The sequence below is a fragment of the Erythrobacter sp. R86502 genome (assembly GCF_042466465.1).
Taxonomy (GTDB): domain Bacteria; phylum Pseudomonadota; class Alphaproteobacteria; order Sphingomonadales; family Sphingomonadaceae; genus Erythrobacter.
Genome location: NZ_JAXHCJ010000001.1, coordinates 2,876,510 through 2,902,152 on the forward strand (window position 1 = coordinate 2,876,510; position 25,643 = coordinate 2,902,152).

21 protein-coding genes are annotated in these 25,643 nt (G+C 57.2%); 7 read left to right on the top strand and 14 right to left on the bottom strand.

The genetic code is table 11. The annotated features are described in order from the left end of the window. Positions 1 to 19: 19 nt before the first annotated feature. From SJY33_RS13750 to SJY33_RS13775, 6 genes are all read right to left on the bottom strand, one after another. Complete coding sequence (locus SJY33_RS13750) at positions 20 to 2,368, bottom strand: GumC family protein (RefSeq protein ID WP_379923343.1); 2,349 nt, start codon at positions 2,366 to 2,368, stop codon at positions 20 to 22. A 110-nt stretch (positions 2,369 to 2,478) separates the two neighbouring features. Then, entirely contained in the window at positions 2,479 to 3,609 is a 1,131-nt protein-coding gene (locus tag SJY33_RS13755) for a glycosyltransferase (protein WP_379923344.1), read from the bottom strand. Between the two features lie 13 nt (positions 3,610 to 3,622). Next, entirely contained in the window at positions 3,623 to 4,471 is an 849-nt protein-coding gene (locus SJY33_RS13760; RefSeq protein ID WP_379923345.1) for a sulfotransferase domain-containing protein, read from the bottom strand. After that, positions 4,468 to 5,652, bottom strand: a complete 1,185-nt coding sequence (locus SJY33_RS13765; protein WP_379923346.1) for a glycosyltransferase family 4 protein — start codon at positions 5,650 to 5,652, stop codon at positions 4,468 to 4,470. Before SJY33_RS13765 ends, SJY33_RS13760 begins: the two co-directional genes overlap by 4 nt. Before the next feature lie 5 nt (positions 5,653 to 5,657). Further along, the gene (locus tag SJY33_RS13770) at positions 5,658 to 7,004 is read right to left on the bottom strand and encodes a lipopolysaccharide biosynthesis protein (RefSeq protein ID WP_379923347.1); all 1,347 of its coding nucleotides are present in this window, start codon (positions 7,002 to 7,004) and stop codon (positions 5,658 to 5,660) included. Next, the gene (locus tag SJY33_RS13775) at positions 7,001 to 8,275 is read right to left on the bottom strand and encodes an O-antigen ligase family protein (RefSeq protein ID WP_379923348.1); all 1,275 of its coding nucleotides are present in this window, start codon (positions 8,273 to 8,275) and stop codon (positions 7,001 to 7,003) included. Before SJY33_RS13775 ends, SJY33_RS13770 begins: the two co-directional genes overlap by 4 nt. Positions 8,276 to 8,615: 340 nt before the next feature. On the opposite strand from SJY33_RS13775, the gene SJY33_RS13780 reads away from it, so the two are divergent. Together SJY33_RS13780 and SJY33_RS13785 are read left to right on the top strand one after the other, a co-directional pair. Next, on the top strand, positions 8,616 to 9,983 hold the full coding sequence (locus SJY33_RS13780) for a pectate lyase (RefSeq protein WP_379923349.1): 1,368 nt from the start codon (positions 8,616 to 8,618) through the stop codon (positions 9,981 to 9,983). Then, a complete protein-coding gene (locus tag SJY33_RS13785) occupies positions 9,907 to 11,217 on the top strand; it encodes a glycosyltransferase family 4 protein (RefSeq protein WP_379923350.1) in 1,311 nt (436 codons plus the stop codon). The genes SJY33_RS13780 and SJY33_RS13785 overlap by 77 nt, the downstream gene beginning before the upstream one ends. Here SJY33_RS13785 and SJY33_RS13790 read toward each other — a convergent pair. Genes SJY33_RS13790 through SJY33_RS13810 form a run of 5 tightly spaced genes read right to left on the bottom strand, consistent with a single transcriptional unit; the run spans position 11,189 to position 16,692 of the window. Further along, positions 11,189 to 12,427 carry an outer membrane beta-barrel protein gene (locus SJY33_RS13790; protein WP_379923351.1) on the bottom strand — a complete coding sequence of 413 codons (1,239 nt, stop codon included), beginning with the start codon at positions 12,425 to 12,427 and terminating at the stop codon, positions 11,189 to 11,191. The genes SJY33_RS13785 and SJY33_RS13790 overlap by 29 nt on opposite strands. Beyond that, a complete protein-coding gene (locus SJY33_RS13795; protein ID WP_379923352.1) occupies positions 12,427 to 13,002 on the bottom strand; it encodes a polysaccharide biosynthesis/export family protein in 576 nt (191 codons plus the stop codon). Before SJY33_RS13795 ends, SJY33_RS13790 begins: the two co-directional genes overlap by 1 nt. Positions 13,003 to 13,034: 32 nt before the next feature. Continuing rightward, complete coding sequence (locus SJY33_RS13800; RefSeq protein WP_379923353.1) at positions 13,035 to 13,922, bottom strand: sulfotransferase family protein; 888 nt, start codon at positions 13,920 to 13,922, stop codon at positions 13,035 to 13,037. After that, positions 13,919 to 15,172 (bottom strand): DegT/DnrJ/EryC1/StrS family aminotransferase, encoded by a 1,254-nt coding sequence (locus tag SJY33_RS13805; protein ID WP_379923354.1) that lies wholly within the window; start codon positions 15,170 to 15,172, stop codon positions 13,919 to 13,921. Before SJY33_RS13805 ends, SJY33_RS13800 begins: the two co-directional genes overlap by 4 nt. Then, positions 15,169 to 16,692: a polysaccharide biosynthesis protein gene (locus tag SJY33_RS13810; protein WP_379923355.1), complete on the bottom strand. Its 1,524-nt coding sequence runs from the start codon at positions 16,690 to 16,692 to the stop codon at positions 15,169 to 15,171. Before SJY33_RS13810 ends, SJY33_RS13805 begins: the two co-directional genes overlap by 4 nt. 952 nt (positions 16,693 to 17,644) lie before the next feature. Here SJY33_RS13810 and SJY33_RS13815 point away from each other — a divergent pair. The 4 genes from SJY33_RS13815 to SJY33_RS13830 all read left to right on the top strand — a co-directional run bounded on the left by SJY33_RS13815 (position 17,645) and on the right by SJY33_RS13830 (position 21,380). After that, entirely contained in the window at positions 17,645 to 18,838 is a 1,194-nt protein-coding gene (locus tag SJY33_RS13815; RefSeq protein WP_379923598.1) for a glycosyltransferase family 4 protein, read from the top strand. 58 nt (positions 18,839 to 18,896) lie between these two features. Continuing rightward, the gene (locus SJY33_RS13820; protein ID WP_379923356.1) at positions 18,897 to 19,745 is read left to right on the top strand and encodes a methionyl-tRNA formyltransferase; all 849 of its coding nucleotides are present in this window, start codon (positions 18,897 to 18,899) and stop codon (positions 19,743 to 19,745) included. Next, positions 19,742 to 20,428 carry a PIG-L deacetylase family protein gene (locus SJY33_RS13825; RefSeq protein WP_379923357.1) on the top strand — a complete coding sequence of 229 codons (687 nt, stop codon included), beginning with the start codon at positions 19,742 to 19,744 and terminating at the stop codon, positions 20,426 to 20,428. The genes SJY33_RS13820 and SJY33_RS13825 overlap by 4 nt, the downstream gene beginning before the upstream one ends. A 250-nt stretch (positions 20,429 to 20,678) precedes the next feature. Beyond that, positions 20,679 to 21,380: a LuxR C-terminal-related transcriptional regulator gene (locus tag SJY33_RS13830; RefSeq protein ID WP_379923358.1), complete on the top strand. Its 702-nt coding sequence runs from the start codon at positions 20,679 to 20,681 to the stop codon at positions 21,378 to 21,380. 244 nt (positions 21,381 to 21,624) lie between these two features. Here the strand turns inward: SJY33_RS13830 and SJY33_RS13835 are convergent, their stop codons facing one another. Together SJY33_RS13835 and SJY33_RS13840 are read right to left on the bottom strand one after the other, a co-directional pair. Beyond that, on the bottom strand, positions 21,625 to 21,870 hold the full coding sequence (locus SJY33_RS13835) for a DUF2312 domain-containing protein (RefSeq protein WP_379923359.1): 246 nt from the start codon (positions 21,868 to 21,870) through the stop codon (positions 21,625 to 21,627). Positions 21,871 to 21,949: 79 nt separating this feature from the next. Next, positions 21,950 to 22,261: a DUF1244 domain-containing protein gene (locus SJY33_RS13840; protein ID WP_379923360.1), complete on the bottom strand. Its 312-nt coding sequence runs from the start codon at positions 22,259 to 22,261 to the stop codon at positions 21,950 to 21,952. 82 nt (positions 22,262 to 22,343) lie between these two features. Between SJY33_RS13840 and pyk the strand changes: the two genes are divergently transcribed. Beyond that, on the top strand, positions 22,344 to 23,816 hold the full coding sequence (gene pyk / locus SJY33_RS13845; protein ID WP_379923361.1) for a pyruvate kinase: 1,473 nt from the start codon (positions 22,344 to 22,346) through the stop codon (positions 23,814 to 23,816). Positions 23,817 to 23,836: 20 nt separating this feature from the next. On the opposite strand, the gene SJY33_RS13850 is transcribed toward pyk, so the two are convergent. Beyond that, positions 23,837 to 25,372 carry a ShlB/FhaC/HecB family hemolysin secretion/activation protein gene (locus SJY33_RS13850; protein ID WP_379923362.1) on the bottom strand — a complete coding sequence of 512 codons (1,536 nt, stop codon included), beginning with the start codon at positions 25,370 to 25,372 and terminating at the stop codon, positions 23,837 to 23,839. Between the last annotated feature and the right edge of the window lie 271 nt (positions 25,373 to 25,643).

Here is a 25,643-nt window from a genome sequence, read left to right on the forward strand (position 1 = left end):
AGGCCCGGTGCACCACATGCTATGCAGCGGCGAGGCGCTTTCCTTTGAAAAGCCGCATAAGCTGCCTGCGCAGTGTTAGCCGGGCAGGGACTTCGCTGGTGAAATAGTCCGCAGCCTCATGATAGAATTGGATTGAATCGCCGTATTTGCGTCGCGCGTGGTCAGCGTAATCAACCTGGTTGAACACACAACCGGCCACATTTCCGCTGCCCAGCGATTCAAGCGTCGCGCGGACCTGATCGACGCTTGTTTCGCCCCAGCGCACCACAACAATCGTATTGTCGGTGTAGTCGCACATCGAACGGGCATCACGCACGGCAAGAACCGCCGGCGCATTCACGATAACGATATCGAATTGTTTTTTCAGATCCGTCACCAACTGGTGGAAGCGCGACGAATTGAGAATGGATGAGGGTTCGGAGATCGGTTGCGATGCGCTGAGCAGCATGAACCGCGAAAGCATCTCGTCCGCATCGGGCTTCAGCATGATTTCAAGACCGCCTTCGGGAAGCACATCTTCGTTTTCGTTTGTCGGAGCGATAAGGCCATGCAGATCAACGCTTCCCCTGATGACATCCACCAGTTCAGGAGCGTTCATATCCTGCTGTATCTTCTGCAAAATACCTGAGCGGCGCAGGTCAAGATCCAGTATCACGGCACGTTTGCCCCAGGTCAGCGCCGCTGCGGCGATAGTTAGTGCGGTCACGGATTTGCCATCGCCGGGCATTGGCGATGTCACCAACACGCTTTGCGATTGGTCGAGTGGGACCAGTGACCGGATTTCCGAGTAGACAGAGCGTGCGACCTCGGCGAAAATCGAATGCGGCTCGGCAATTACTGGCGACTCCCGCAGGTTCGATGATACGCCCTCGGACAGTGAGGGAAACATCCCGAACACGGGGAGGCCGAAGAACTTCCGAATCTGCGCTGTCGTGCGCAGGCGGTCGTCGACCAGTTCGATGACGAAAGCGATAATCATCGCCAAGACACCGGCACCCAGAACGGCGACCGCCGTGGTTTTGAGCGGAGCGGGCGAAATGGCTTCACTGTCGGGCGTCGCCGGCGAGATGATGTTTGACGTGACGCCTTCGACCAGCTTTTCCGATTCAACTCGGTTTATCTGTTCTGAAATGCTCGTCACTGCGGCCGCCGTGGTCAGCGCTGCGCTTTCCAACTGCTGAAGCAGGGGAGTGTTGGCGGTGTTGGCAAGGGCTTTTGAGGTCATCGAGTTGACGACGGCCTGCAACTGGCCTGCACGCGCCGCGTTGCCTGCGGCTTCGGCGCTGGCCAATTGCCGCATACGGGCGCCTTCAACATTGGCCTGCGCTTGGGCTGCTCTGCGCGCCTCCTCCTGTTCGCGGGCGAGGCTTGCCCGAACGCTTTGCAATTCGGTCTGCACTCTGGCGAGTTCGGAATATCCGCTGCCATAAGTTTGCGACAGGCGGGCTTCTTGCGCCCCAAGTTCAGCCTCCTGACGCTGCAACTGCTGCACTGCAGCCGAGGTCGCACCGAGAGTCGATGACAGTCCAGCTGCCTGGGAGACACCAGCACTTTGCGCGGCTGATCCGGAACCCATCGCCGATGCCGAGGCCGCTTCAGTCGAAATACGGTTGATCTGGGCCAGATCCTCGGCGCCTCCCGCGCCGACCAGCATACGATTGGAAACCCGGAACCTCGCCAACGCTTCTGCCGCTTCGACGGCGCGTGCCATGCGATCCTTCCGTTCAATCTCCAGATCGTCCATCAGCTCCTTTCTGCGCCTGCTGTCACGCGCGCGCTTCAGGTCACGTACTGCCTGAGGGAACGTGTTCGCGATCTGCGCCGCAAGTTCTGGCGAACGCGCTGTGGCCGAAAATTCGATCAGGTCAGACCCTTCTTCGGAAGTCACCTCGGTGGACGCAAGCAAGGTCGAAATGGCCTTGCTCATCTGTTCCGCCTCGGTCCCTTCTGGCTTTCCGCCCATCTGCCGTATGAAGAGTGGGTCTTGTGTCAGATTGAGTTGTCTGATCACCCGATAAGCCGAGGTGCGCGAACGATAGAGCTTGCTCTCATTCGCAAGACGCTGCGAATTCTTCGCCAGTTCATCGGCTTGATTGGTCCCGGTTTCGTCGATCAGTTCGACCTGTATGTTGGCCTTTGCATGGTAAAGCTTGGGTGATGTCAGCTGCCAAATCAGAGTGATCACAGCGGCGGCGAGCACAATCCCGAGCACCAGCAATCGGTGCCGTTCGAATGTTCGCATAAAATCGATGAGGCCAAATTGTTCGCCGGTCGCAGCCTGTTGCGGGGGCGAGTAATGAAAGCCTGATGGACGGCGTTCATGAGCCATGGGGACTTGACCCGGCTGATTGGCGAAAACTTCATTCACCGTTTTGCTCCCATCACCGAAATAGGCGTAGCCGCAGCCGTGCGCGGTGCGACGATGATAGGGAAATGTGGGTCAGATCGCTCAAGCTATTGCGGCGAAGTCCGTGCTCTTTAGACTACCCCTTTTTGGCATTCACCAGTCCGTTTTCTTCTTCCGGCGACCAATTCACGGTAGAGATTGCGATGAAGCGTTGCGGTCCGCTCTATCGAAAAAGCCCCGCTTCTGGCGATTGCGCCAATCGAAAGGCGCTGGTAAAGATTTGAATCTTCAACCATTCGCATGATTTTTTCAGCAATAGCCGCTGCGTTGCCCAGGGGAACCATCAGGCCGTTAAATCCCTCTTCTACCAGTTCGCGGTTGCCAGGCACGTCGGTTGCCACGATGGGCAAGCCACTCGCCATTGCCTCCAGCAATGTCAACGGCATGCCTTCGAACAGCGACACATTGAGATAGATGTCGCTGTTTGCCATGAGATGCGGAACGTCTGATCGTTCTCCCAGAAATTCCACAATGTCGTCTAAGCCGCGCTGTTGAGTCCGAGCCCGCATCTGTTCCAGATCAGGTCCGCCGCCAGCGACCAGAAAACGAAACGACGATCGGGGGTGCTGGATCGACTTCAGTGCCGCAGCCACGTCGATTAGCAGATCGTAGTTCTTCTGGCGGCTGATTGCTCCAACGGACAGGACAGCGGATGGGTGCCCGGCAATCGCGCGTGGATTTCCAGCCTTGAATGATCGATTTGCCGCGTTGGGGATACGCACGACGGGCTTCCCGACAAAGCGACGCAAGATCGCCTCGACGTCGGCTCCAATCGCCACATAGCTGTCTGTCATGCGGTCAAAGATTGTGAACAGCCACGGCGGAAAGGGTAGCCGGGTGTTGTGATGCGTGAGGACCGTTGGCGTTGTCATCGAGCTGAGCGCAAGCATGGGGAGTGCACGTACCGTGTGAGCATGGACGACGTCAGGCGCGAAATCTTTCATGACCCGCTTTAACCGCAACGCTCCGACGACAGGGTTGCGCTTCGCGGAGAGCCGCAGCGAGCGGAACGTCCCGCCCGCCGACGTAATTTCACGGATCATTCGCGCTTCAGTTTCCGCAGAGTTGCCGACGGTTTCGGCATCGCACAGGGCGATCACCAAAGGCTGATCGCCAACTCGCGCAAATTCTTGCGTCAAGGCGCACACCAGAACTTCCGCTCCGCCCGTGGTGAGTGAGTTTACAATGGAGCAGGTTCGCATGAATTACGCCACTTTATGGGGCAAAGCCGGTCGATCGGTACAGCGACCATGCTTCCTTGTTCAGCCGATTGGAAAAAATCTGACGGATCCGGGCATCGTCGTCGGCGCTGAGATAGTCGGTGTAACCCGCCACCTTCCCGCGGCGCACGCGTGAGGCGTCCGCGTCATTCTTGTCGTATTCGTGGCCCGGAATTCCGGTCGTGCGCTCTTTCTTCTGCATATTGTCGAAGCGTGCCTTTTCCACGGCCTCGTCCAACCATGTCGCGTTAACCGGCAGGTTGAGAAAGTGGAGTATAGTTCCCACCGTATCGGTCGTTGCGCCGCTCATTTCCTCGTAGCTCAACACGAGTGAGGGGCGGCATTCGAGCCCTTTGGCCCAGTTGTTATGGTATTCGGCTATGCTGGCCGCACCGAAAGCCTCGGATTCCAGGAAATCGGCCATCGTGCCTTCAAATCTGTGCTTGTGGCGGGTCTGGTGAAAATAGGACGACACCAGAACGTCGCGCGGGTCGCGTACCAGCATCACGACCGGGACGCGGGCGAACAGGTTGGCGTCGTATGTACGATGACTGACGGCGATAAGGGGCAAATCGGGGGCAACCGTCTGAACGAGCGATCCCAAGCCTCGCTGTTTGTCCAAATCGAAGTTCGGCATGACGCGGAAGGTCGAGTGAAGGTCCGGTTCAAAATCCAGACCAGCATGGCGTGCGAGGTAGAGCGACATCAGGTAGCGCAGCCATGTGCGCCCGCTTTTGGGAAAGGACACCAAGAAAGCGTCGATGTCCTGTGTCCGGCGCTGTAATCGCGCGTCATGGTTCGACTGGCGATAATCGCGAACGATGTCTTTGAGAGCAGTGATCATGATGTTCCAATCAGACCGTCAGTTGGCGCTATTTCAGCAAGAACATTTTCGACAAGGTCGATCCACAATTGCCCGATCCGGTCGGGTCGAAACTGCCGGGATGTTTCCTGCGCACGTGCGCCAAGCCGTTTCCGGAGCGCCGCATCACCCATCAGCCGGTCCAGTGCTGCCGCAAGTGCGGGAACATCGCCTGCTCGAACCAGCAAGCCATCCTCTTCATTGCGGATCATTTCCGCCGGACCAAAATCGCAGGCAAATGAGACTGATGGCAGGCCTGCAGCCATAGCCTCGCCCAACACCAGTCCCCAACCTTCAAATCGTGAGCTAAGGACGAATGCATCCGCATTGGTAATCCAGCCGCCCGGCTTGTTGGTGACCCCCGGCATCAGCACGCGATCGGCAAGACCGAGTTGATTGCGAAGTGTTTCGAGTTTCGTCCGATCCGGCCCATCCCCCCAAATGGTGAGCCGCCAATTTGGATGATGCGGTGCGATCGCGGCAAACGATTCCAAGAGGAGATCAAATCCTTTCTGATGCGTCAGCCGGCCAACCGCAACCAAGTGCCTGATATCACCATCGTGGCAGATTGCGCGGTTCTCACCAAATTCTGACATGTTGGGGATGACCCAAGAACGGCGTCGCATCTGCGGCGGAAAGCATGCCATGGCACCGTGCGTCATTGTAATCAGGCCGAACGCCTTCGGATAAAGGCGCGCCCGCAGCCAGCGCCACGCTGCTCCTGGGTCTTGCTGCACGGGGTTGTTCCGCTCGGACACTATTACGGGAATATCGAGACCGCGAGAGGCCAATATCGCCTGAACATTGGTTCGCGTCAGGAAGCTGATCAGCAGGTCAGGCCGCGAATTCTTCAGGTGTTTACGCAACCTGCCTGTCCTTTGTGCGATTTCACCCAGAGCAGCCAGCTTCGCGCGCTGCGCGACAGGTAGCGCCAGATAATGCAACGCAATTCGCGGATCGGGTGTGTAATAAGGGGCGGCAGATCCGCTTTCAAAGCTGATGATTTCGACAGCGTGACCCCGTTCGATGAGGCGGTTCGCGGTGAACGTCACAACATGTTCCGAGCCTCCTGCTCGAAGTCCGGGCAAAAGGAAGCTGATGCGTCCGGGGCGAGCGGGGCCGGCATGTTCTAACGCGCGCGGAACAGAACCAATTGCGTTCATAAGGCTTACGATCGCCTTTCTCTGCCGGCTGCGCGAACCATCCAATAGCAGAGTTCAAGCAGTACGACGGTCACAAGACCAAACAGAATATGCGCAAGGTTCGCCCCGATGGCACCCAACACAGGGATCAGCATGAAGCTAGCAGCGAAAAACGAAACCGTGGATGCCGCAGCGACGGCAAGGACTATGCCCGGTTGGTTCATTGCGAGCATGGTTGAACGCGAAGGCGCTGCGATCATGATCAGCCCAACCGCAACCAGTTGGGCAACTAGCAGCGGATAGACCGCAATATAGTCTTCTCCGAACAGCCAGGCGACACCACTTTCGCCTATCGCGGCAACAACGCCGATGAGAAGCAGGCTGATCGCGGCCAGGGACAACTGCGTCTTTGTCTTGACCGAACTGACACTGTCGAACTGCTTGCGCGCCCACATTCGGGCCAGGTCTGGATAGATTACCGTTTGCACCTGCTGCCCGATTTGCTGGGCCACTTTGGCAAACCGCTTCGAGAGGTGGTAGAAACCTGCCACTGTCGGCCCGCCCAGTGCCCCGACAAGCAGCGTATCGGCTTCTTGCGTAAGAGTGCGCAATGCGCTTGAAGCGTTGGTGGACCAGGCGAACCGCATGAAACCCGGGAAGGCGGCGATAAGGCCCCTCACCTTGGCATGGATCGGATTGGGAACCCCCAACCCCCTGAGAGCGCGTGCCGCAAGTGCGGCGAACAGCGCCGTGTCGATCAATTGGGCCGCTGTCCAGATCGCAAGAAACACTCCGATGGATGCTTCAAGTCGCCAGGCTGCAACCGCCATGAGAACCCTGAGAGCAGCCGAAAACATTTGGAAATAGGCCAGCATCTTGAAGTTCCCGGCCAGGCGAAGCGCGGCGGTGGGCATCCCTCGGACATTAAAGGCGATGGCTGGCGCGAAAATTACGAGAAGATAAAAGTACGATCGGTCCAGACCCAGCAGCGGGAGGATGAGGTACCCGATCCCCAGCATCAGTGCCGACGCCAGTAATGCGCAGGCAATGTCGAGCAGCAATCCCAAAAGGAAAAGCTGCGACATGGCGTTTGGACTAGCCTCGATCCTTGTCTGCGACGCGAAACGGATGATGGGTTGCCAGCTTTCAAAACGGATAAGCCGTTCAAAGATGCGCCCCGTGGTCAACACCAGTGCCAGAATTCCATATGATTCAGGTCCCAGCGCGCGGGCGGCAATCGCAGTGCTTGCCGCCATTAGGGCCGAAACTGCCATGTTTCCGCTCAATAGATGCAGGATGCTACCCAATCTTGAGCGCAGCATCGCATTGACCCCCATCTTCGAGCCGCCGTCCATGATGCCTGCCTCGTTCATAGCGGCCCCGGATGGGTGTCAGGGCTGCTGATGTTGGGGCGGCGGGCGAGATAAGTGCTCATCGCAAGCAACACCGGCAAAATCCAGATGCGCGAAAACATGTGAGGGATCGAAAAGGTGTAGATATTGAAAACCACCACCGACGCCAGAATCAGGGCGCCTTCATTTCGGCTTCGTGATGCGGCTAGAAAGGCAATGCCAAACATCGTCAGCAGCAGTACGATGACACCGCAAAAGGCCAGGAACCCGCCTTCGTTCCAGATCAGCAGATGGAATTCATGGACGGGTGTGCGATGACCGCTAACACGCCGCAACCTGTCGACACCTAGCCCAACCACGATGTGGTCTTCGGTCATTCCCCAGGCTTCCTTGATGAGCACCGACCGATCCGTAAAAGTGCCCGCTTCGTTGAGATCGCCGCTGGTCACCGCGCCAGCGACCCGATCTTCAAATGCCTGGGGCAGCGGCAATCCCGAAACGAGAAAAAGACTGGCGCACGTGGTTCCGAGCAGCGCCACTCGTATCAGCAAACCAAAGCCCGATATGACAAGATAGGCGGATACGGCCAGGATCGTTGCCGAAAAACCGGTAAAGGAACCACTGGCCAGCATGCCCCAAATCAGAATTGCGCCACATGCGATCCCAATTCCTGATGGCATGATGCGGCGCTGGACCGAATAGATCAGCATGGGAACGGCGAACGCGACCATCGCTCCGTTCCAATTTACTTCACCGGTCATCGCCCCAACGCGGCCATTGCCCGCAACGAAGCCCCGCCCCATCAAGGCTGCAACGTCGCTCTGTTCAAAAAGCAGACTGGCCGATACGCCCAGCAGGTTTGAAACCGCGATGCCAAAGACGAATACCGCCACAAGGCTACGCATGAAAGTCATTTGCTGACCCATGAAGACCATCGGGACCAGCAAAAATCCGAAAAGATATTGAGCCCCCACGATCAGAAAGCGGTCAAGGCTGTTATGGGCGATGCTGCCGATCATAAGGCCCAGCAACATTACACCAAGGCCGCAATACCAGTAAGGCGTGAACTGTCCAAATGGTCTGGCATTGAGCTGACCCCTGATTAGCATCGTCAAGAATACGATGATTAGGAAAATGTCACTCAGGGTCAGGTTTATTTGACCGATCCGAACCAATGCCCAGCCAGAGAAAAATACGGAGCCGATCAATACGATGCGCGTACGGCGCGACATCGGCTTTTCCGCGTTAGCCGGCTCCAGCCACAATTTTGATCCGACTTGTCCGCTATTCATCGTCTGCGTGCCCGGGGACCCAAGGTCTCGAGCAGACATCGCAATGGCGTAATCCGGACTCTTGGTTCCGAGCATGGCGCTTGTGTAGCAACCAGCAGTGCACGCTCTCAACGACTTATAAGATAAACGCAAAGCGAATAAGGGCTAGGCGGTTCGGGCAAGGAAGGGGTGGACGATCTATACTAAAGAAGTCTTGCACCGGTTCATGGTTTGACGAGAATGATGTGCGGTGATGGTGTAGGGATAAACCCTGCCGCGCTTTCCGACGTCCCCTAATGCGCGACGCTCGTAAGCCGGCTTTGAGACTGTCGGTCGTGCGCCTGAGTTCCCGGAGACATTCATGCGAACATTATTGAACCGGGTAGGGCCACTGGGGGTTGCGGCCATAATTCTCGGGTCGAACCTCATCCTTTCGTCATGCGCGCAAGAAGTCGTCGCCGCCCCGCCAGGCGAAGCTGAGCCAGTTGCCGGAAAACGGGTCTTTGCCGGCGCAATCGGTTACGGTGCAGCAACGGCCGGGGGCGATGGTGGCAAGATCATCTATGTCAGCAACCACAGTGATGCAGGTCCCGGATCGCTTCGCGCTTGCCTGACAAGCACAGGGAAACGGGTTTGCGTCTTCCGTGTCGGCGGCGTGTTTCGCTTCACCACTACGCCGCCGATAATCAAGGATCCTTATCTCACGATTGCAGGCCAAACTGCGCCTGGCGGTGGTGTGGTGATCGCCCATGCCGGAGGCAACCAGGCACGGACGCCGATCGTGATAAAGCGCACCCATGATGTCATCGTCCGCCATGTCCGCGTGCGGCTCGACCGTTTGAGCGGAAACCGTGAAAGCGATGACGGCTTCACCATAGAAGACAGCTTCAATGTCATTCTGGATCACGTCAGCGCCAGCTGGGCCAGTGACGAGCTCGTGAACGGTTATGCCGACAATGACCGGATCACGATCAGCAATTCCCTGTTTTCTTACGGCATTCCAAGACATGACAAATGCGCGCTTTTGGCAAGTGACCCGAAGGACGCCCAGAATGTCAGCTTCATTGCCAACATTTGCGCGCACAACGGTGACCGCAACCCCGATATCAATTTCCCGCCAGGCTCGTGTGTCGAGGTGATCAACAATGTTTTCTACAACGCGCAATCACAGTTTGCCGAAGTATGGGAAACCTATGGGGGAACGCCGGTTTCGATCGTGGGCAACAGTTTCATCGGCGGCCGCGACACCACAGCAAATGCGCAAGGCGTGGTGCGCGAAATTTTTGGCTCTACCGGCCTTGCCAGCATTTATCTTTGGAACAACACGTTTTCCGGAGATTTCGAACACGTTACAGCATCAGCGGAAGCGGTTTTGACCGAAACTCCGCCGTGTCCGCTCACCATCAATCCAGCGGCAGCGGCTACTGCCTATGATGCCGTTCTTGCCGGTTCCGGGGCATGGCCGCGCGATACATTGGATCGCGGAGTTGTCGCCGATATTCGGCGCGGCAGCGGCAACATTGACGATCGGCCGGGCACCTTGCCTTCGCCGATCGCCGAAGCACCTTATCCTGATACCGATCGCGACGGAATGGACGATAGGTGGGAACAAACGCACGGCGCGGACCCGCGCGTTTCTGACCCCTGGGCCGATGCTGACGGCGATGCCTATTCGAATTTCGAAGATTTCCTCGCCTACCGCGAACAGATGCTGCGGCCTTCAACCTGACATGATGCATGCTCCGAACCACTTGGCACAGAGCCCTGCGGCAAAAGCGGGTATGGAAACGATTACGATATGTTTCCCACTTGCAGGGGACACCATCGGCGGCAGCCACGTTTCGTTGCGCGGTTTGATTCAGGATCTTGACCCGGCACGCTTTCGCATCATTGTGGTGCCTGAAGTTCCGGACGGCAAGATCGCTACTTTTTTTGAAAAGTTTGAACAAATTGCCGACCCTGCAAGGCCTGCGGTTTCTTTTGTACCAAATGAAAGGTTCAATCTTGCAAAGTTCGGCAGCACCATTGCCGGCGCGCCCTTGCGCATGTCGTTTTTGCGCAAGCAAGACGTTGATATCGTGCATACGAACGATGGCCGCACCCATGCGACATGGGCCGTGCCCGCCAGGCTAGCCGGGGCAGCTCTGCTTTGGCATCACCGCGGCGATCCTGGTGCGCTGGGGCTACGCTTGCTGGCGCCGGCCTTGGCAAGCAAGGTGCTGACCGTTTCCAGATTCTCGCTGCCCAAGGCCAAGATATGGAGCGCCGCGCACAAGGCCGATGTCGTATTCAGCCCCTTCGACACATCCCTGACGGCTAATCGCGAGGCTGCGCGGCGCCAGGTCATCACCAAAGCTGACTTGCCCGATGATGCGCTGATACTGGGATACTTTGGCAGCATCATTGACCGCAAACGCCCGCTGCTTTTCGTGGACACGGTTGCTGAATTGCGTCGCCGTATAACCCGTCCTGTCTACGGACTTATTTTTGGCGAAGCCGAAAGTCCTGCGATGGAGCAGTCGCTGCAGAAGCACATCATCCGGTCAGGCATGCAAGACCACATACGGATGATGGGATATTGCACCCCGGGCCACGAATGGATCGCGGGTTGCGACCAATTGATTGTGCCCGCCGTCGGAGAACCGCTCGGTCGGACGCTGGTCGAAGCAATGTTGGTGCGTACCCCGGTGGTTGCGACGCGTTCGGGTGGAAACCCTGAGGCCCTGTTCGACGATGCCGGATACCTCGTCGAGCCGGAAAGCCCTGTCGCATTGGCTGATGGCGTCATGGAATCATTGTCAAACCCAGCTCAGACGGCGGCAATGGTCGACCGCGCTGAGCGTTCCTCGCGTGAACGCTTTTCCAGACAGCGGCATGTCACTTCGGTCATCAACGTCTATGAAGAACTGGTCCGTTTGCGAAGAAGGCCACGCGCTAAAACCGAATTCTGGCCGAAAGGCTAAGTCGGAAGCGCTCAAACTCCTGCAAAGGGTCATCGCTTGTCCTTTGCGAAACGTTACCTTCAGCGATCAGCGAAAAGCGTCGGTTGGCAAGATATTCAAGCGCAACGTTGGCGCCCGTAATGTCTTCGGTCACGCCGCTTCCCACGAATTCGGATCGCACCCATCGCGCTCCGACGCGTCCAAAAAAATTGTGACGCATTTCGACTTGGGTGACGAACGAAACCCTGGAGTCTGTGCGGGCCTCTGCGCCTCGTCGAAAGGTAGCGACATCGCCGTTGAATGCTTCCAGAATGAACGCAAGTCGGCGCGTAGGGAGATAGGCTAGCGAAACGTCGGCCGAAAATCCGTTTCGCGCCGCAATGGTTTTGTCCTCTGGCTCGAACCGGAATACACCCAATCGCAAACGGCCCCGCAGGCGTTCGCTTTCTGCAATACCTACCCCGACCTGCCCCCCAAAGGTTACGGCATCGCGGTCCGGATCGACGAGCGTCGCCTCTTGGCGGAAGTCGCGGACATTCACGAATCCCGTAGCCGTCACAGAAATCGGGCCACTGATCCTGTAACCAACGGTCGCCCGTCCTGCGTAGACTTCGAAATCGCGATCATCATCGAGCGATGAGACAGCATCAAGATCGCTATAGTTGGCTTCGAGACTGAATTGGACCCGGCTTTCACTACGACGATAATTCACACCTGCAGACGTTTCATCGATCAGACGCGGGCCAGGGCCAGCAATCAGGCGTGCTTCAGGATCGCCGCGATTTTCTTTCAGACGGGCAAATCCACCAAAGACGTTCAGCCGGTCGCCGACCCTGGGGCTGAATGCAAGCAAGCCATTTACCCCATATATGTCTGAATTTTCGCTTGAAAAATCGGCAAACCGCGAAAATTCACCGTATCCGTTCATCTGGAACGCCAAATTGTCATCGCCAATTCGCGCGGCGAGTTCGGGCCTTACGACAAATTCTACGTCGTTGATTTCCGTTCCTTCAGGACTGGCTAGGACGTTATCGTCATAACTGACCACGGCTGTGATCTGCGGCCTCAGAGCCAACGGACCCGCCGTGATCGGATCGATCCGGAAAACCGGATCATCTGCAGCCAGAAGCGGAGCGACCGTTGTTTGTGCAAGCAGGGAAGTTGGACACAGGCATGTCGCGCCAAGCAGAAGCGCAAACAAGACACGGCGGCCCGGCGATTTACGTGTCATCAGAACCAGCTTTCGTACACGCGGATACGGTCACCCGGCAGGAGCACGGCATCTTCAGCTGCCACGCTGGTGACCTCCCGGCCATCGATCGTTCTGGTGATCGCAACGGATCCGGTCTTGGCGCGATAGGTGTAGCCGCCTGCCATTGAAACAGCGGCAAACACCGTAAGTCCTTGCCGATAAACCAGTTCGCCCGGCTGTCGGACCTCGCCAATGATATAGACCGGCCTGAGATCAAGGCCCTGTACGGTAACTACCGGATTCTTCAGAATATCCTGGTCGATCAGACGCCGCGTCAGTGCCTCTTCGATTCGAGCATAGCTGAGGCCCGCGACTTTCACCTGCTTGATCAACGGGACGGAAATCGACCCTGTTTCATCAACGGCATAGTCGCCGTTGACCGCAGGCAAATCCTGCACCGCGATACGAATCTTGTCGCCGGGCGCCACCTGAATTTCGGCGACACCGGTACTGGTGAGCGGCGGTAGATTGGCTAGCCCCGATGAGCACGCGGTCGCATTCACCAGAATGGCAAACGCCATAAGTATCGTGGTTGGCTTTCTGATGGCGATCATCAAACGTCCTCTTCCCGTTCGGTTTTGTACTGTCAGGCTGACAAGGCGGATGGGGTGGAATGATTGTTAAGTGATCCCGCGATTTTGCCTTCCAAATCCGGCCTGATCCAATAGGTTAGATCGCGCCCGAGCATTTTGCTCAAATCCTCGATGTCCTGAAAATAGAAATTGGCTAGGCTTTTTCTGGTTTCGTCAGCCAGAGGCGGATATTTAATTTCCGCTGCAAGTTGCGCATGCGTCCGCTGGAAGATCGCCGAATTGCGGAAGGGTCGAACGATCGGCTTGAGCGGTTTCAAAAGTTTGCGAACGCGCAGGGGCAGATGTTTCTCGCCGCTATCATTGAACTTTCGCGACAGAACTTCGCTATCGATTTGTTTGCGTGCGCCGATATGATTGTAAACCGCTTCAAGCGTTTGTTGGGGTTGGCTGCGGACATCATCAAACGTGAAAATCAATATGCTTTCCCGCGGGAAAAGATTCAGCCATCGGCGTAGGTGCTGCGCGTACAGTCCATCGTGCAAAAACCGAGGCTGCGGATTGTCCATCGATCTGAGATAATCTTCGGGCGGCCCCGAAATCGTCCCGCGACGAAGCAGCATTTTGTAATCCGAGTACGCACGATCAATCGGATTGCGCAACTGGACCACGAGTTTCGCATCGGGATAGGCGGTGCGTATGCGTTCTGCCGCTTCGGTTTTTGCAAGGTAGTCAGCGGTTTTTTCTCCCCACAGCGTTCCGGGTTCCTTGGTGCGGGGAAACAACGATCGATACCAGTCCCATCCGCGCTCGTGTTCGCGTGTGAAAAAATGAGGTTCGATTTCGGGAATAATCAGATCGGGGTGGTGATGGAGTTGTGCCTGCAACCACGTCGTTGCCGCCTTGATTGCGCCAATCACGATGAAGTCCAGTTCAGGCTTCATGATGGCAATCTTTGCATGGGCGCGAAGCTTTCAACAGCATCTGCCAGACATCTTCCAATCCAAGCGGTTTGAGCGGTGGTAAGTGTGTGGTCGACCTGAAACATGATCGTCTCGCGGGCAAGTTTGACAGCATTAGGAAGATTGCCATCGCGCCGGATGGTGAGGTTAGCAAAGGCGTTCTCTTGGCTCATGTCGGGACACGACCCGCTACCGCATGCGATGCCTTGGGCCTGCAGCGCTGCTACAATGTCCGAACGTGAAACGTTGGCGGGCAGCAGATCATAATCCAGCTTGATGTAACATTTGTAGTACGCGTGATCGGCTTGCTGTGGCGCTGACACAGGCACGATCGCCGGGTGCTTGACCGCTTCGGCAAGCAGGGCGCTGGCATTGTTCCGGCGGGTTACGACCCATTGATCGAGTTTCACCAACTGACGGCGCCCGATCGCGGCTTGCATTTCTGTCAGGCGGAAATTGCTTCCGAAACTGTCATGCAGATAACGATATTCCCCGATTGGCCCCGGGGCACTCTGGGTCAGTCGCGTGGGGCTTTTGCCGTGGTCCTTGTACGCCCACGCCCTTTCCCAAACAGCTGAGTCCTTCAGGGCCAGCATCCCGCCTTCCCCGCCGGTCGACATGATCTTATCCGTGCAGAACGAAAATGAGCTCGCATCGCCAAAAGACCCGACCGGGCGCCCATTCCAGGTAGCGCCGTGGGCCTGTGCACAGTCCTCAACCAGAGCAAGCTTATGGGCGGAGGTAATCGCGCAGAGCCGTTCCATGTCGCATGGCAGACCTGCCAGATGCACGCAGATGACTGCACGGGTCCGAGGGCCGATCATGCGGAGAACCGAATCGGGATCGATATTTTGGGTGGAGATATCCACGTCGGCAAATACTGGGCTCGCACCCACCGCAACGACTGCGCTGGTGGTCGCAAAGAAGCTGCGCGCCGGGACAATCACTTCGTCGCCCGGGCCAACACCCAGCGACCGCAGCGCCAATTCAAGGGAAACCGTTCCATTGCTAACGGCGATTGCGTGGGGAACTCCGATATATTCAGCGAACTCGTGTTCAAACGCGCGGGTCTGGTCCCCGTGCACCAGCGCGTTCACCCGCCCCGATTTCAGAACCGTAAGCACCGCGGCAATCTCGTCGTCTTCGTGCTGAGGCCAGCGTGACATTACGATCGTTGGCTTCGAATTTTCGACTGCGGGGAATGGCGTGGCAGTACCTGCAAGGTGCATCATGACAGACCGACCTCCTCGGGCGCCATAGGCTGGCGACGCCACAGTGCTTCGGAATTGGCTACAAAACCGGCCAAGGTGGCAGAGTTGCTGGGAAGGCTGGTAAGATGATGGACAATCCGCCGAACATTCGTCTCGTCCCCCTTTTCGATCTCGATGCCGATCTCCTCGATCGCGCGGGTGATCAACGGCAAAGGAATAGGATGTGACTGAGCTTCGAAGATGCCCGGGATCGATGATGCCTGTTGGTGTTCGCAACTGTCAAAAAGCTCTTCAAAAAGCTTTTCACCCGGGCGCAGACCGGTGAACACGATTTCGATATCAACGTCAGGTTCAAGGCCGTGAAGGCGGATCATGCGTCGTGCCAGGTCGACGATCTTAACGGGTTCGCCCATGTCCAGAACCATGATGCGGCCGCGCGGTGCATTGTCCTGAAGCGCTCTTGAACTGCTTTCCAGAATAAGCTGCACCGCTTCACGCACGGTCATGAAAAAGCGTTCGATATCGGGATGGGTCACGGTGACCGGACCACCGGCCAGCAGCTGCGCTGTGAACAGGGGAACCACTGACCCCGATGAACCTAGCACATTGCCGAACCGCACTGTCATGAAACGAGGGGCATCGGGATCGTCAACGCCACACAGATCCAGCGATTGCGCATAAAGCTCGCCAACGCGCTTGCTCGCCCCCATGATCCCGACGGGGTTGACCGCTTTATCGGTGCTGACCTGAACCATCGCCTTTGCACCGAATTCGCACAGAGCGTCGGCGATATTCTTGCTGCCGATGATGTTCGTGTGTGCACTGGCGCAGGCATTCGCTTCAGCGATCGGCACATGTTTGATTGCCGCTGCGTGATACACAATGGACGGTTCATGCTTGATAAAAACTCGCTTGACCTCGGACAGGTTGCGAACATCGCAAAGCGACATGAACACCGGGATAGTAGGGTGGCTTTCCCTGATCTGCTGCTCGATCTTGTAGAGGTTGAACTCGTTGTTATCGAGCAGGACGAGCTTACCCGGCCTAAAGGCTGCAAGCTGCCTCGCCAATTCGCCGCCGATGGTCCCGCCAGCACCGGTTACAAGCACCGATTCTCCGGCGATCTGCTGCGAAATTGCGCCTTCGCGAAGTTCAAATTCGCATCGCTCCAGCAATTTTGCGGTCGAAAGATTATCGATGGCAGACGTATTCGTGCGCCCAAGCAAGTGCCCCCAATCGTCACCCACGCGCACGATCTTGATGCCGAGGTCGCGTGCTCGCCTGCGGACCAAGGCTATGGCACGCGCGCTCAGATTGACTGCATCATCGCAGATCATCACCGTATCGGGGCGGCGATCCCTCTGTTCGAGCGCAAGCACGGCGGTGATCACATGCTCGGGAAATCCAAGCACCGGAACGCCATGGATCTGACGTATAGGCCCGTCGGCTTCGGGCAGAAGCGCGCCCACAATCATGATGGGAGATTTGGTATCCGTCCGGGTTATCCGCACAATCGCTTCCACCCAGTCTGCGCGACCCACGAGCAGAACCCGTTCGCGGTTGAGGGTTTCTCCCGTAGAACTGCGGCTAGCTAATCGACGAAGCGGTAGCCGACGGGACGCGCGCCGAGAAACGCGCAGCATCTGCATGGCGACAAATGCGAGCGCAAAATGTGATAGTCCGACCAGCAAAATCAGGTCCGGATTGCGTGCTTCTGCACTCCACCAGATGCCAAACCAAATCGCAACCAATGCGACCGCGACGTTCACTCCCATTGTCAGGCAGTCAGCGAGAGAGGTGAATCGCCAGCTTCTCCGGTACAGGCCGCCAAAGAATAAGATCGCAACGCCTGCCGCCGCTACTGAAATAACAAGCAGTGCGGGAGCAACACGATAGCCGCCTGATAGTTGAAGCTGCTGGATTAACGGGAAAAGCACTGCCAACGACGCCGCAAGTGCTACAAAATCGAGCCCCATTACGCCGACCAATCGAAAGATCCGCCGCCATCGGAAGGCATTCGCAATGCCAAGTTTTGCCGCGCAATAACGCGACAGCCGGGTCAGCCGACCCGCGCCATCGTCGAATCCGACAAACGCGCTATCGGCACCTGGCCTGTCTACCGGGTGAGAAGGGATCGTTGTTGCCCGTATCGTCATTCCGCTTGTTCCAGATAATGAGCGAATGCCCAGCATCGTGACGAATAGTCGGTGCGACAGGGCGGTGCACTTGCTCATCAAGGCAATAGCCGTAAGGGCGAAAACGCATTCAGGCTTCGCCCAAAAAGGTGGGGTTTGGCGTTGCAGAAGGATAGGGGGCGGCAACTCGGAAGTGACAAGAGCTACCCCTATTCACCATGCCCCCTATCCTTGCGTGTTCTGATCGACCTTTCGCCTAATCGACCGATTGCCGTTTTACTTCTTGTCGCAAGTGGACGCATTAGTCTTTCGGACAGCAGCCGGTTGCTGCGGTGGGAGGATAACATTGAAGGTCGTCGTGTTATCCAGTCTGGCGTTCTCGCTGATCAATTTTCGCGGCAAACTGCTCGAGGCTCTTCGTAGCGCCGGGCATGAGGTGATTGCGATTGCACCTGACAATGATGCCGTTGTGCGCGGCAAGCTGGCAGATATGGGGATCGAACTGCGCGCGGTCGTGATGGATCGCACCGGCACCAACCTGCTTGCAGACCTCAAGACAGTTGCGGCTTATGTTCGGTTGATTTGGCAGGAAAAGCCCGACGTTGTTCTGGCCTATACCCAAAAACCGATAATTTACGGCGGGATTGCCTGCAGAATAGCCGGGGTCGGTCGGTATTATGCGCTGATGTCAGGGCTGGGGTATCTGTTTAGCGACGCGGCATCCGAAAGACGGGTTTTGAAATGGCTGTTTTGCCGTTTGTATCGCGCTGGGTTAAAACGGGCAGAAAGGGTATTCGTTTTCAACTCTGATGATCGGTCCGACATGATTGCGGCAGGGATTTTGGATCGGACATCCCCCATCGTCCAAGTACCCGGTTCCGGAGTGGATCTTGACCGGTTTGCCAAGGCTGCTTTGCCAGCGGGCCCGGTACGCTTCCTGATGATTGGCCGCCTTATGCGCGACAAGGGGGTGTTGGAGTATGCAAAAGCTGCAGCAATCGTTGTTGCCCAGCATCCCGACAGCCGGTTCGCACTGATCGGAAGGCCCGAGCTGAGCAACCCGACGGGCATGAATGCCGCCGATCTGGTATCTCTGAAAAGCGAATATCCGATCGAGCTTATTGACGAGACTGACGACGTGCCGTCGTTTCTGCGTCAGGCCCACGTGTTTGTGCTGCCAACCTATTACCGTGAAGGATTGCCGCGCACTATCCTTGAGGCATTGGCGGCGGGCAGGGCAGTGATAACGACCGACACCCCCGGTTGCCGAGATGCCGTGAAAGATGAATTCAACGGCTTTCTGGTTCCTCCGCGCGATGCAGAAAGCCTGGCTGTAGCAATGATGCGTCTGGTGGAGGATCGCGAACTGCTTGCGGTTATGGCGGACAGGTCGCGTGAATTAGCCGAGACGGTGTACGACGTTAAGCTGGTCAACCAGTTGCTCATGGATGAGATGCGCCTATCCCGGAAGCGCCCCGGGATGCGTTCGCCGAGCAACGCCGTTGTGGGCGAAGAGCGCGATCCACCGGGCATTGCCCGGGGCGCGGCATGAGCTGATGCGCATTGCATTGGTGGGCGCCGTCGAGAGCACTTGCTGTGCACTCAAGGCGATGATCGAGATGAATTGTATCCCTGCGCTTGTGGTGACGCTGACCCCGGAGCTGGCCGGCAGGCATTCCGATTTCGTCGATCTGCAGCCGCTTGCCGCAAACCATCACATTGACGTTGCAAGGGTGCGAAACGTTAACGACCTTGACGCGCTGTCGCAAATTGCTGCCGCGGAACCAGACTATATCTTCGTGATCGGCTGGTCGCAAATCTGCGGTCCCGAATTCATGCAGCTCGCTCCCGGCAGGGTCATCGGTTACCATCCCGCGCCTTTGCCACGAATGCGCGGCAGGGCGGTCCTGCCTTGGACCTTGCTCAACGATGAGAAGATTACCGGCGCTACGCTGTTCTGGATCGACGAAGGGGTCGATACCGGCAACATATTAGAGCAGCGGTTCTTTCATGTCGCGCCGAGAGAGACCGCGCGAAGCCTGTATGACAAGCACATGGTGGCGCTTGATGCGATGGTGCGATCAGCGCTTCAGGCGCTCGCCGCAGGCAACCCGCGTCGAGATCCGCAGGATGAAGTCTATGCCACCTATGCCGCCCGCCGGCGACCCGAAGATGGTGTGATCGATTGGAACAGCCCGGCACGCGATATTGATCGATTGATAAGGGCCGTGTCAGCGCCTTACCCTGGCGCATTTACGCATCAAGGTGATAACCGATTGACGATCTGGAAAGCGCACCCACGTGATAGCGAAAGTTATCATGGTGTGATCGGACAGGTCGTGTCCGTATCGGATGAACACTTGGATGTCATAACTGGGCAAGGTGTGTTGCGGATTGAAGATTGGGAGTTCCAAGGGCGTTCGCCAATTCGACTGCACAGCGTGTTAGGAAGCAGATGACCGACGATCTCGCGCATTTTGGCAAGGTTTTGGTAATTGCCCCGCATCCCGATGATGAAGTGCTTGGTTGTGGCGGGACGATGGCACGTTTGGCGGACAGCGGACAGGATGTGCATGTTGCTATTGTGACAAAGGGCTATGAACCGGCGTTTTCCGCCAGTTTGGTTGATCAGGTCCGTGATGAGCTTTCGGCGGCGCACACCATCTTGGGGGTGAAGCAATGTCACTTCCTTGATCTTCCTGCGGCGGCGCTCGACACATTGCCCGGTTCGCAAATCAATGCGGCAATCGGGCAACTCGTCAGCGATTTGATGCCCGATACGCTTTTCATCCCCTTCGTCGGCGACGTGCACCGCGATCACCAATTGGTATTCACCGCCGCCTTGGTTGCGTCGCGCCCCCGTGCGCAAGACGTTCCGCGAAGGATCTTGGCTTATGAGACGTTGTCAGAAACCAATTGGGCCGCGCCCGGAATTACAGAAGCCTTCCTGCCCAACGTTTACCTGGACATCAGCGCAACGATCGAACGGAAGATTGAAGCCTTCGCAGCCTTCAAGAGTCAGGTGAAGCCGTTTCCCGACGAGCGATCGCTCCAAACTCTGCGGGCGCTGGCAACTGTCAGAGGATCGACGATTTTCCGTGCTGCCGCTGAAGGCTTCATGCTTATCCGGCAGATCATCTGACTGTGCACATCGCACTGCAAACGCTTGCAATACTGCAATTGATTTTGAGACTCGACGAATCGAGTCGCTTGTGGTTTACAAAGCGCATACAACGACTGGTGCAAACCTAAGCTGGTTGGGCCATTTGATGATGGCACAGCGAATGTAAGCATTTAAGTTGTCATCCAAAAAGAATTAATGTCTTCGGGTCGCAGGGGAAAGCTCGGGGAGATTTACGATGGTTAATCGACGTCCTAGGCCTATCGCGGTGGTGAGCGACAATGCTCTTGCGCGCGAAGGAATGAAGCGAATTCTTGAGGGCGAGGAATTCACTGTTGTCGGATCGCATCGGTCCTGCGCAGCACTAATTGACGTAAAGGCTCAACTTGAGCCGCCTCAGATAGTGGTTGTCGATCTTTGTGATGACGATAGCGTTTGTGCGCAAGTTACACAGCTGCAACGCGCGATGCCCAAATCGAAAGTGGTCGTACTAAGCCCGGATTTCGATTTCGACATGATGGTCGAGACGTTCAGGGCCGGGGCGGACGGCTACATTGTAAAGCGCATTGATTGCGAGCCGCTTATCGAGTCTTTGCGGCTCGTCCTCCTGGGCGAGAAGGTGATGCCGAGTGAGCTTGCCACCGGCCTGCCCCGCCGCTGGAACGGGGGTTCGCTACCCGTTTTGTCTGAGCGCGAAGTTATCGCCCAACTTTCCGATCGCGAGATTGAAACACTGCGATTTTTGATTCTTGGGTCACCCAACAAAGTCATCGCTGGCCATTTAGATATCAGCGAGGCGACCGTGAAGGTGCACGTCAAGGCAATCTTGCGAAAGCTGGGCGCACAGAACCGTACGCAGGCTGCAATCTGGGCAGTCAACAATGGCATCGAACTTAAACAGGTGGACACAGACATTTCGTCGCCTGCAGACCATGGCGATTGTCTTGTGCCTCTGTCGAGCAGCGTCGGATGAAGTGCCCAAAGTGGCGGTATCGCGCTGAAAACGGGTTGATCTGCGTATCATCCCGAAAGGATACCGCACTTTTCATTGCATGCGTCGTAGGCAACATTTGATGGATTGCTCGCCATAACGCGTGGCCACGGATGGGTCACGCTCGGCGCAAGGGGAGGGTGCCGAAGCGACCGACAATGCGTGAAACACTATCACCGGTCGCAATGGACACGCCGTAGCCCCGCTCGTATTGTTCCGAAAGAGCTTACGCCATTCCGAGTGCATTCTTGTACGTCTCCAGCAGCATATCCTGTTCGCTGCGGTCGTCGGGCTTCATCTTTCGCAGGCGTACGATCTGGCGCATGATCTTGGGGTCATAACCCACCGCTTTGGCTTCCATGTAAACATCGCGGATGTCGTCAGCGATGCCCTTTTTCTCTTCTTCAAGGCGTTCGATACGTTCGATCAGAAGGCGCAGGCGGTCGTCAGCGGAATTGGCGTTGTCAGCCATTGGGGGAGCTCCATCGGAAAAGAATCGGTAGCCCGCCCCGATAGCCAGCCTGCTTCGCGGATTGAACCGTCAGAGTGAATTATTCCTGTGCGTTCTTCGCAATGCTTGCTTCCATGCGCGCCAATTGTTCTTCAGTGGCAGGTGATTGCCGGGTCGCCTTCCACTCACCGCTCGGCATGCCGTGGATCACTTCGCGGGCGGTTTCCTTCTCACCTTCGAAACCGGCATCGCGGATCCAGTCGGCCAGACAGTTGCGGCAAAACCCGGCGAGACCCATCAAGTCTATGTTCTGTGCGTCATTACGATGACGCAGATGGCGCACCAACCGGCGGAACGCCGCGGCGGCCTGTACATCATCCAGCGCATCGAGCGGATCGGCATTGCTATTCATGGCGGCTTTTCCTTGAGTTGAAAAACGGGTGTGTCATAGCGCACTGCAACGAGGGCCAGCCTCAAAAGGGATAGCCAAAAAAATGTCACGAAGCGATCAGCCACGGATCGACCCGCGCGGCCGCAAGGTCAAGATTCTTGCCACTATTGGCCCTGCGAGCCGTTCGCCAGAAATGCTGGAGCGGCTCGTGCGCGCCGGCGCAGATGCCTTCCGGCTCAACATGAGCCACGGCGCCCACGAAGATCACGAAGCCGCGGTGCATGCGATCCGCTCGCTGGAAAAGCAGTTTGCCCGGCCGATCGCTATCCTTGCTGATCTTCAAGGACCGAAATTGCGGGTTGGCACCTTCAGGGATGGTCAGGCCGTGATCCGCCATTCAGGTCATTTTGTGCTCGACCGCAGCGAGACGCCTGGTGACGAAAACCGTGTTTGCCTGCCACATCCCGAATTGTTCGGGATCATGGAACGCGGCCAGCGGCTGTTGATCAACGACGGCAAGATCCGGCTCAAGGTGCTTGAAGCGGACAGCGACCGTATCTTGTGCAGCGCCGAGGTGGGCGGGGTAATCTCCGATCGCAAAGGCGTGAATGTTCCTGACGCTGAAGTACCCATCCCCGCTCTGACCGCGAAGGACCGCCGTGATCTGGCGTTTGCCACGGAACATGGCGCGGACTGGATCGGGCTGTCCTTCGTGCAGCGGCCCGAGGATATCGCCGAGGCGCGCAAGCTGATCGGAACCCGCGGTACGGCGATATGTGCCAAGATCGAAAAACCCCAAGCGGTTCACAGGCTTGATTCGATCATCGAACTTGCCGATGGCATCATGGTGGCCCGCGGCGACCTGGGCGTGGAACTGGAACCTTACGAAGTCCCGCCACTGCAGAAGCGGATCGTCAACGCGGCGCGTCGTGCCGGTAAGCCGGTGATTGTCGCAACACAGATGCTTGAATCGATGATCGAGGCGCCGACCCCGACGCGTGCCGAGGTCTCAGACGTGGCAAACGCGGTCTATGATGGGGCAGACGCGGTTATGCTTTCGGCTGAAAGCGCAGCAGGCGCGTGGCCGGAAGAATCGGTTGCCATGATGGATCGGATCGCTGTTCAGGTCGAACGCGATGAGGGATATATGGCGCGTGTCCGCTTCCTTGATACGCCGCCCGATGCCACCACGTCGGACGCGCTGGCCCATGCCTGTATGACAATCGCCGATACGGTTCCCATCAGTGCGATTACGGTCTTTACTGCAAGTGGATCGACTGCACGACGGGTCGCTCGCGAACGTCCCGCGACACCGGTGCTTGTGCTCACGCCTTCAACGCGTACGGCGCGGCGCATGGCTCTGTTGTGGGGCGCGCATGCCGTGGTCACAAAGGATATCGGCAGTTTTGAAGAAATGATCGGCAAAGGCAAGCGCATGGCGCTTCGCCACAAGTTTGCTCATGCGGGCGCAAAGTTGATCGTTCTTGCCGGGGTGCCTTTCGGAACCCCGGGTGCAACCAATCTGCTGCACGTTGTCAGCATTACGGGTGATGAACTCGACAAACACAAAGATTGATTGCTCGCTCCACGTGCGGCTCAGAAGGACTGACTGACTCTTACGTTGATGCGCGGGCTGTTATCTCCTGTATCGTACCGGTCCTCTGTCAGCGGCACTGCGATTTCGAGATCAAGATCAAGGTCACGGGTTATGTCGGTGCGAAGCCCTGCTCCGCTTGATGCGAGGGAGCCGCTGCCCAGACCGTCGGCAAGGTTCGAAACGGTTCCGCCATCGGCGAACGCATAAAGCTGCATGCGCTGCGCAGCGCCAAGCGGCCTGGGCCAGTCGTAGCGGAGCTCCGCCAGCCCCGCGACGCCTTCGTCGCCAACGCGCTGGGCGAAATCATATCCACGCAGAAAGTCCGTGCCTCCCAAAGCGAAGCTTTCGCCGATCAGAAGCGGTGCCGTTGAAATCTGCCCGATGGTTGCCAGCGACAAGCTGATGCGGGGGGCGATGGCTTGCCGCCAGTTCAGCCACCATGACAGGGTGGTGAAATCGGGCTCGGCATCAAATCGTGAGGCTTGTGGATCAGCAATGCCTGTCGCGCCGAGAATATTGAGGCCTTGGCTGATCGTCGCTCGGCCCTGAAGGGTGCCACCTGCCAAGGGGCCAAACCCATAGAAGCCAAGCCGTGCCAGCGCGATCCGGTCATGGCGGGCAAGGCTTCCGGACCTGTCTTGCGTCAGGTTCTGAAGTTCGCCGCTAGCTTCCAACCATAGGCTGCGATCCTGTGTACGCAACACAGGATGTCGTACCCGGATGCCGGTTTGCCAGGCCTTGCCCAGCAGTTCGCGGTCAGACAGATAGGCCCCGGGTTCTGTGCGCGAATAGGAACCGAACGCACCCACACTGGTGCCGTAATCATTGACAATCACGGTATAGCGCGTGCTGAAAAAGGCCAGCTCATCCGGTTCGAGCGGCGTCGCCGAAAAGCTCAGGTCGATCTTGTCGCGCGGCGACAACAAACCATTGGCATCAAAGTCGATTCGAGCGCGAATGGGCCCCAGTGGCTTTGTGCCATCGCTGGCAATCAGTAAGCTGCCACTTGCGTCTCCGCGGCCAGCATCCACAACAAGCACACGTTTCTTGCCATCCTGTTCGAAACGCGTGCTGCGGATCCACACACCGGGGATGTCGTCAGCTAACAACACCTGTCTTTGCAGTTCCTTGAGCGTCAAAGGGCGGCCATTGATCAATTGCGCAATCTGCCGCCTTACCGCGGGATCATCGGTTCCCTCGATCCGCACCGCATCAATGAAGCCTTCGTCGATCTGCACACGAAGCACCCCTGCCATCAAGGTCTGTTGTGGGATCCAGGCAGTGGCAAGAATATATCCCTCAGCCCGCGCTTTTGCGGCAACGGCGTCGGTCAGACGAGTAAGGTCAGAACTGTCGAGCGTACGCCCTGCAAAGGGCTCGATCACCCCGGCAAAATCCTGACGCGTCATCGTTGTCAGTCCGTCCAAAAGGATTGCGCTGATATCGAGCGCCGCCGCATTCGCGTCGTCCCGCGGCTTGCTATCGGGCTCTGCCTGGGCAGGTGTTAGTGACGCAGGCTGGGACGGTAAGGTCATGTCCTCACGGGAAATTTGCCCGGGCAGATTTGTTCGATCCAGTGCATTTTGCGCAGCCAGTGAATGCGTGGTCAGCAGCAGGCTTGCGATTAAACCTTTACTAAGATGATCAAGTATCGGCACGGGCCCTCGACTTTGTAGCTCACGCGATCCCTAGGCTACAAAAGTTAACCAATATTCAGTGCAATATTCTGTTAACCATCTGCATAAACTGGATTTGCGCAGCTCATCTCTAATGGCGTTCTCTCGGAGATTGATATGCGCTCACTGA

Coding starts and splice junctions, on each gene's coding strand:
- SJY33_RS13755 (WP_379923344.1), bottom strand. CDS start 3,609: ATGCGAACCTGCTCCATTGTAAACTCACTCACCACGGGCGGAGCGGAA.
- SJY33_RS13760 (WP_379923345.1), bottom strand. CDS start 4,471: ATGATCACTGCTCTCAAAGACATCGTTCGCGATTATCGCCAGTCGAAC.
- SJY33_RS13765 (WP_379923346.1), bottom strand. CDS start 5,652: ATGAACGCAATTGGTTCTGTTCCGCGCGCGTTAGAACATGCCGGCCCC.
- SJY33_RS13770 (WP_379923347.1), bottom strand. CDS start 7,004: ATGAACGAGGCAGGCATCATGGACGGCGGCTCGAAGATGGGGGTCAAT.
- SJY33_RS13775 (WP_379923348.1), bottom strand. CDS start 8,275: ATGAATAGCGGACAAGTCGGATCAAAATTGTGGCTGGAGCCGGCTAAC.
- SJY33_RS13780 (WP_379923349.1), top strand. CDS start 8,616: ATGCGAACATTATTGAACCGGGTAGGGCCACTGGGGGTTGCGGCCATA.
- SJY33_RS13785 (WP_379923350.1), top strand. CDS start 9,907: ATGCTGACGGCGATGCCTATTCGAATTTCGAAGATTTCCTCGCCTACC.
- SJY33_RS13790 (WP_379923351.1), bottom strand. CDS start 12,427: ATGACACGTAAATCGCCGGGCCGCCGTGTCTTGTTTGCGCTTCTGCTT.
- SJY33_RS13795 (WP_379923352.1), bottom strand. CDS start 13,002: ATGATCGCCATCAGAAAGCCAACCACGATACTTATGGCGTTTGCCATT.
- SJY33_RS13800 (WP_379923353.1), bottom strand. CDS start 13,922: ATGAAGCCTGAACTGGACTTCATCGTGATTGGCGCAATCAAGGCGGCA.
- SJY33_RS13805 (WP_379923354.1), bottom strand. CDS start 15,172: ATGATGCACCTTGCAGGTACTGCCACGCCATTCCCCGCAGTCGAAAAT.
- SJY33_RS13820 (WP_379923356.1), top strand. CDS start 18,897: ATGATCGAGATGAATTGTATCCCTGCGCTTGTGGTGACGCTGACCCCG.
- SJY33_RS13825 (WP_379923357.1), top strand. CDS start 19,742: ATGACCGACGATCTCGCGCATTTTGGCAAGGTTTTGGTAATTGCCCCG.
- SJY33_RS13835 (WP_379923359.1), bottom strand. CDS start 21,870: ATGGCTGACAACGCCAATTCCGCTGACGACCGCCTGCGCCTTCTGATC.
- SJY33_RS13840 (WP_379923360.1), bottom strand. CDS start 22,261: ATGAATAGCAATGCCGATCCGCTCGATGCGCTGGATGATGTACAGGCC.
- pyk (WP_379923361.1), top strand. CDS start 22,344: ATGTCACGAAGCGATCAGCCACGGATCGACCCGCGCGGCCGCAAGGTC.
- SJY33_RS13850 (WP_379923362.1), bottom strand. CDS start 25,372: ATGACCTTACCGTCCCAGCCTGCGTCACTAACACCTGCCCAGGCAGAG.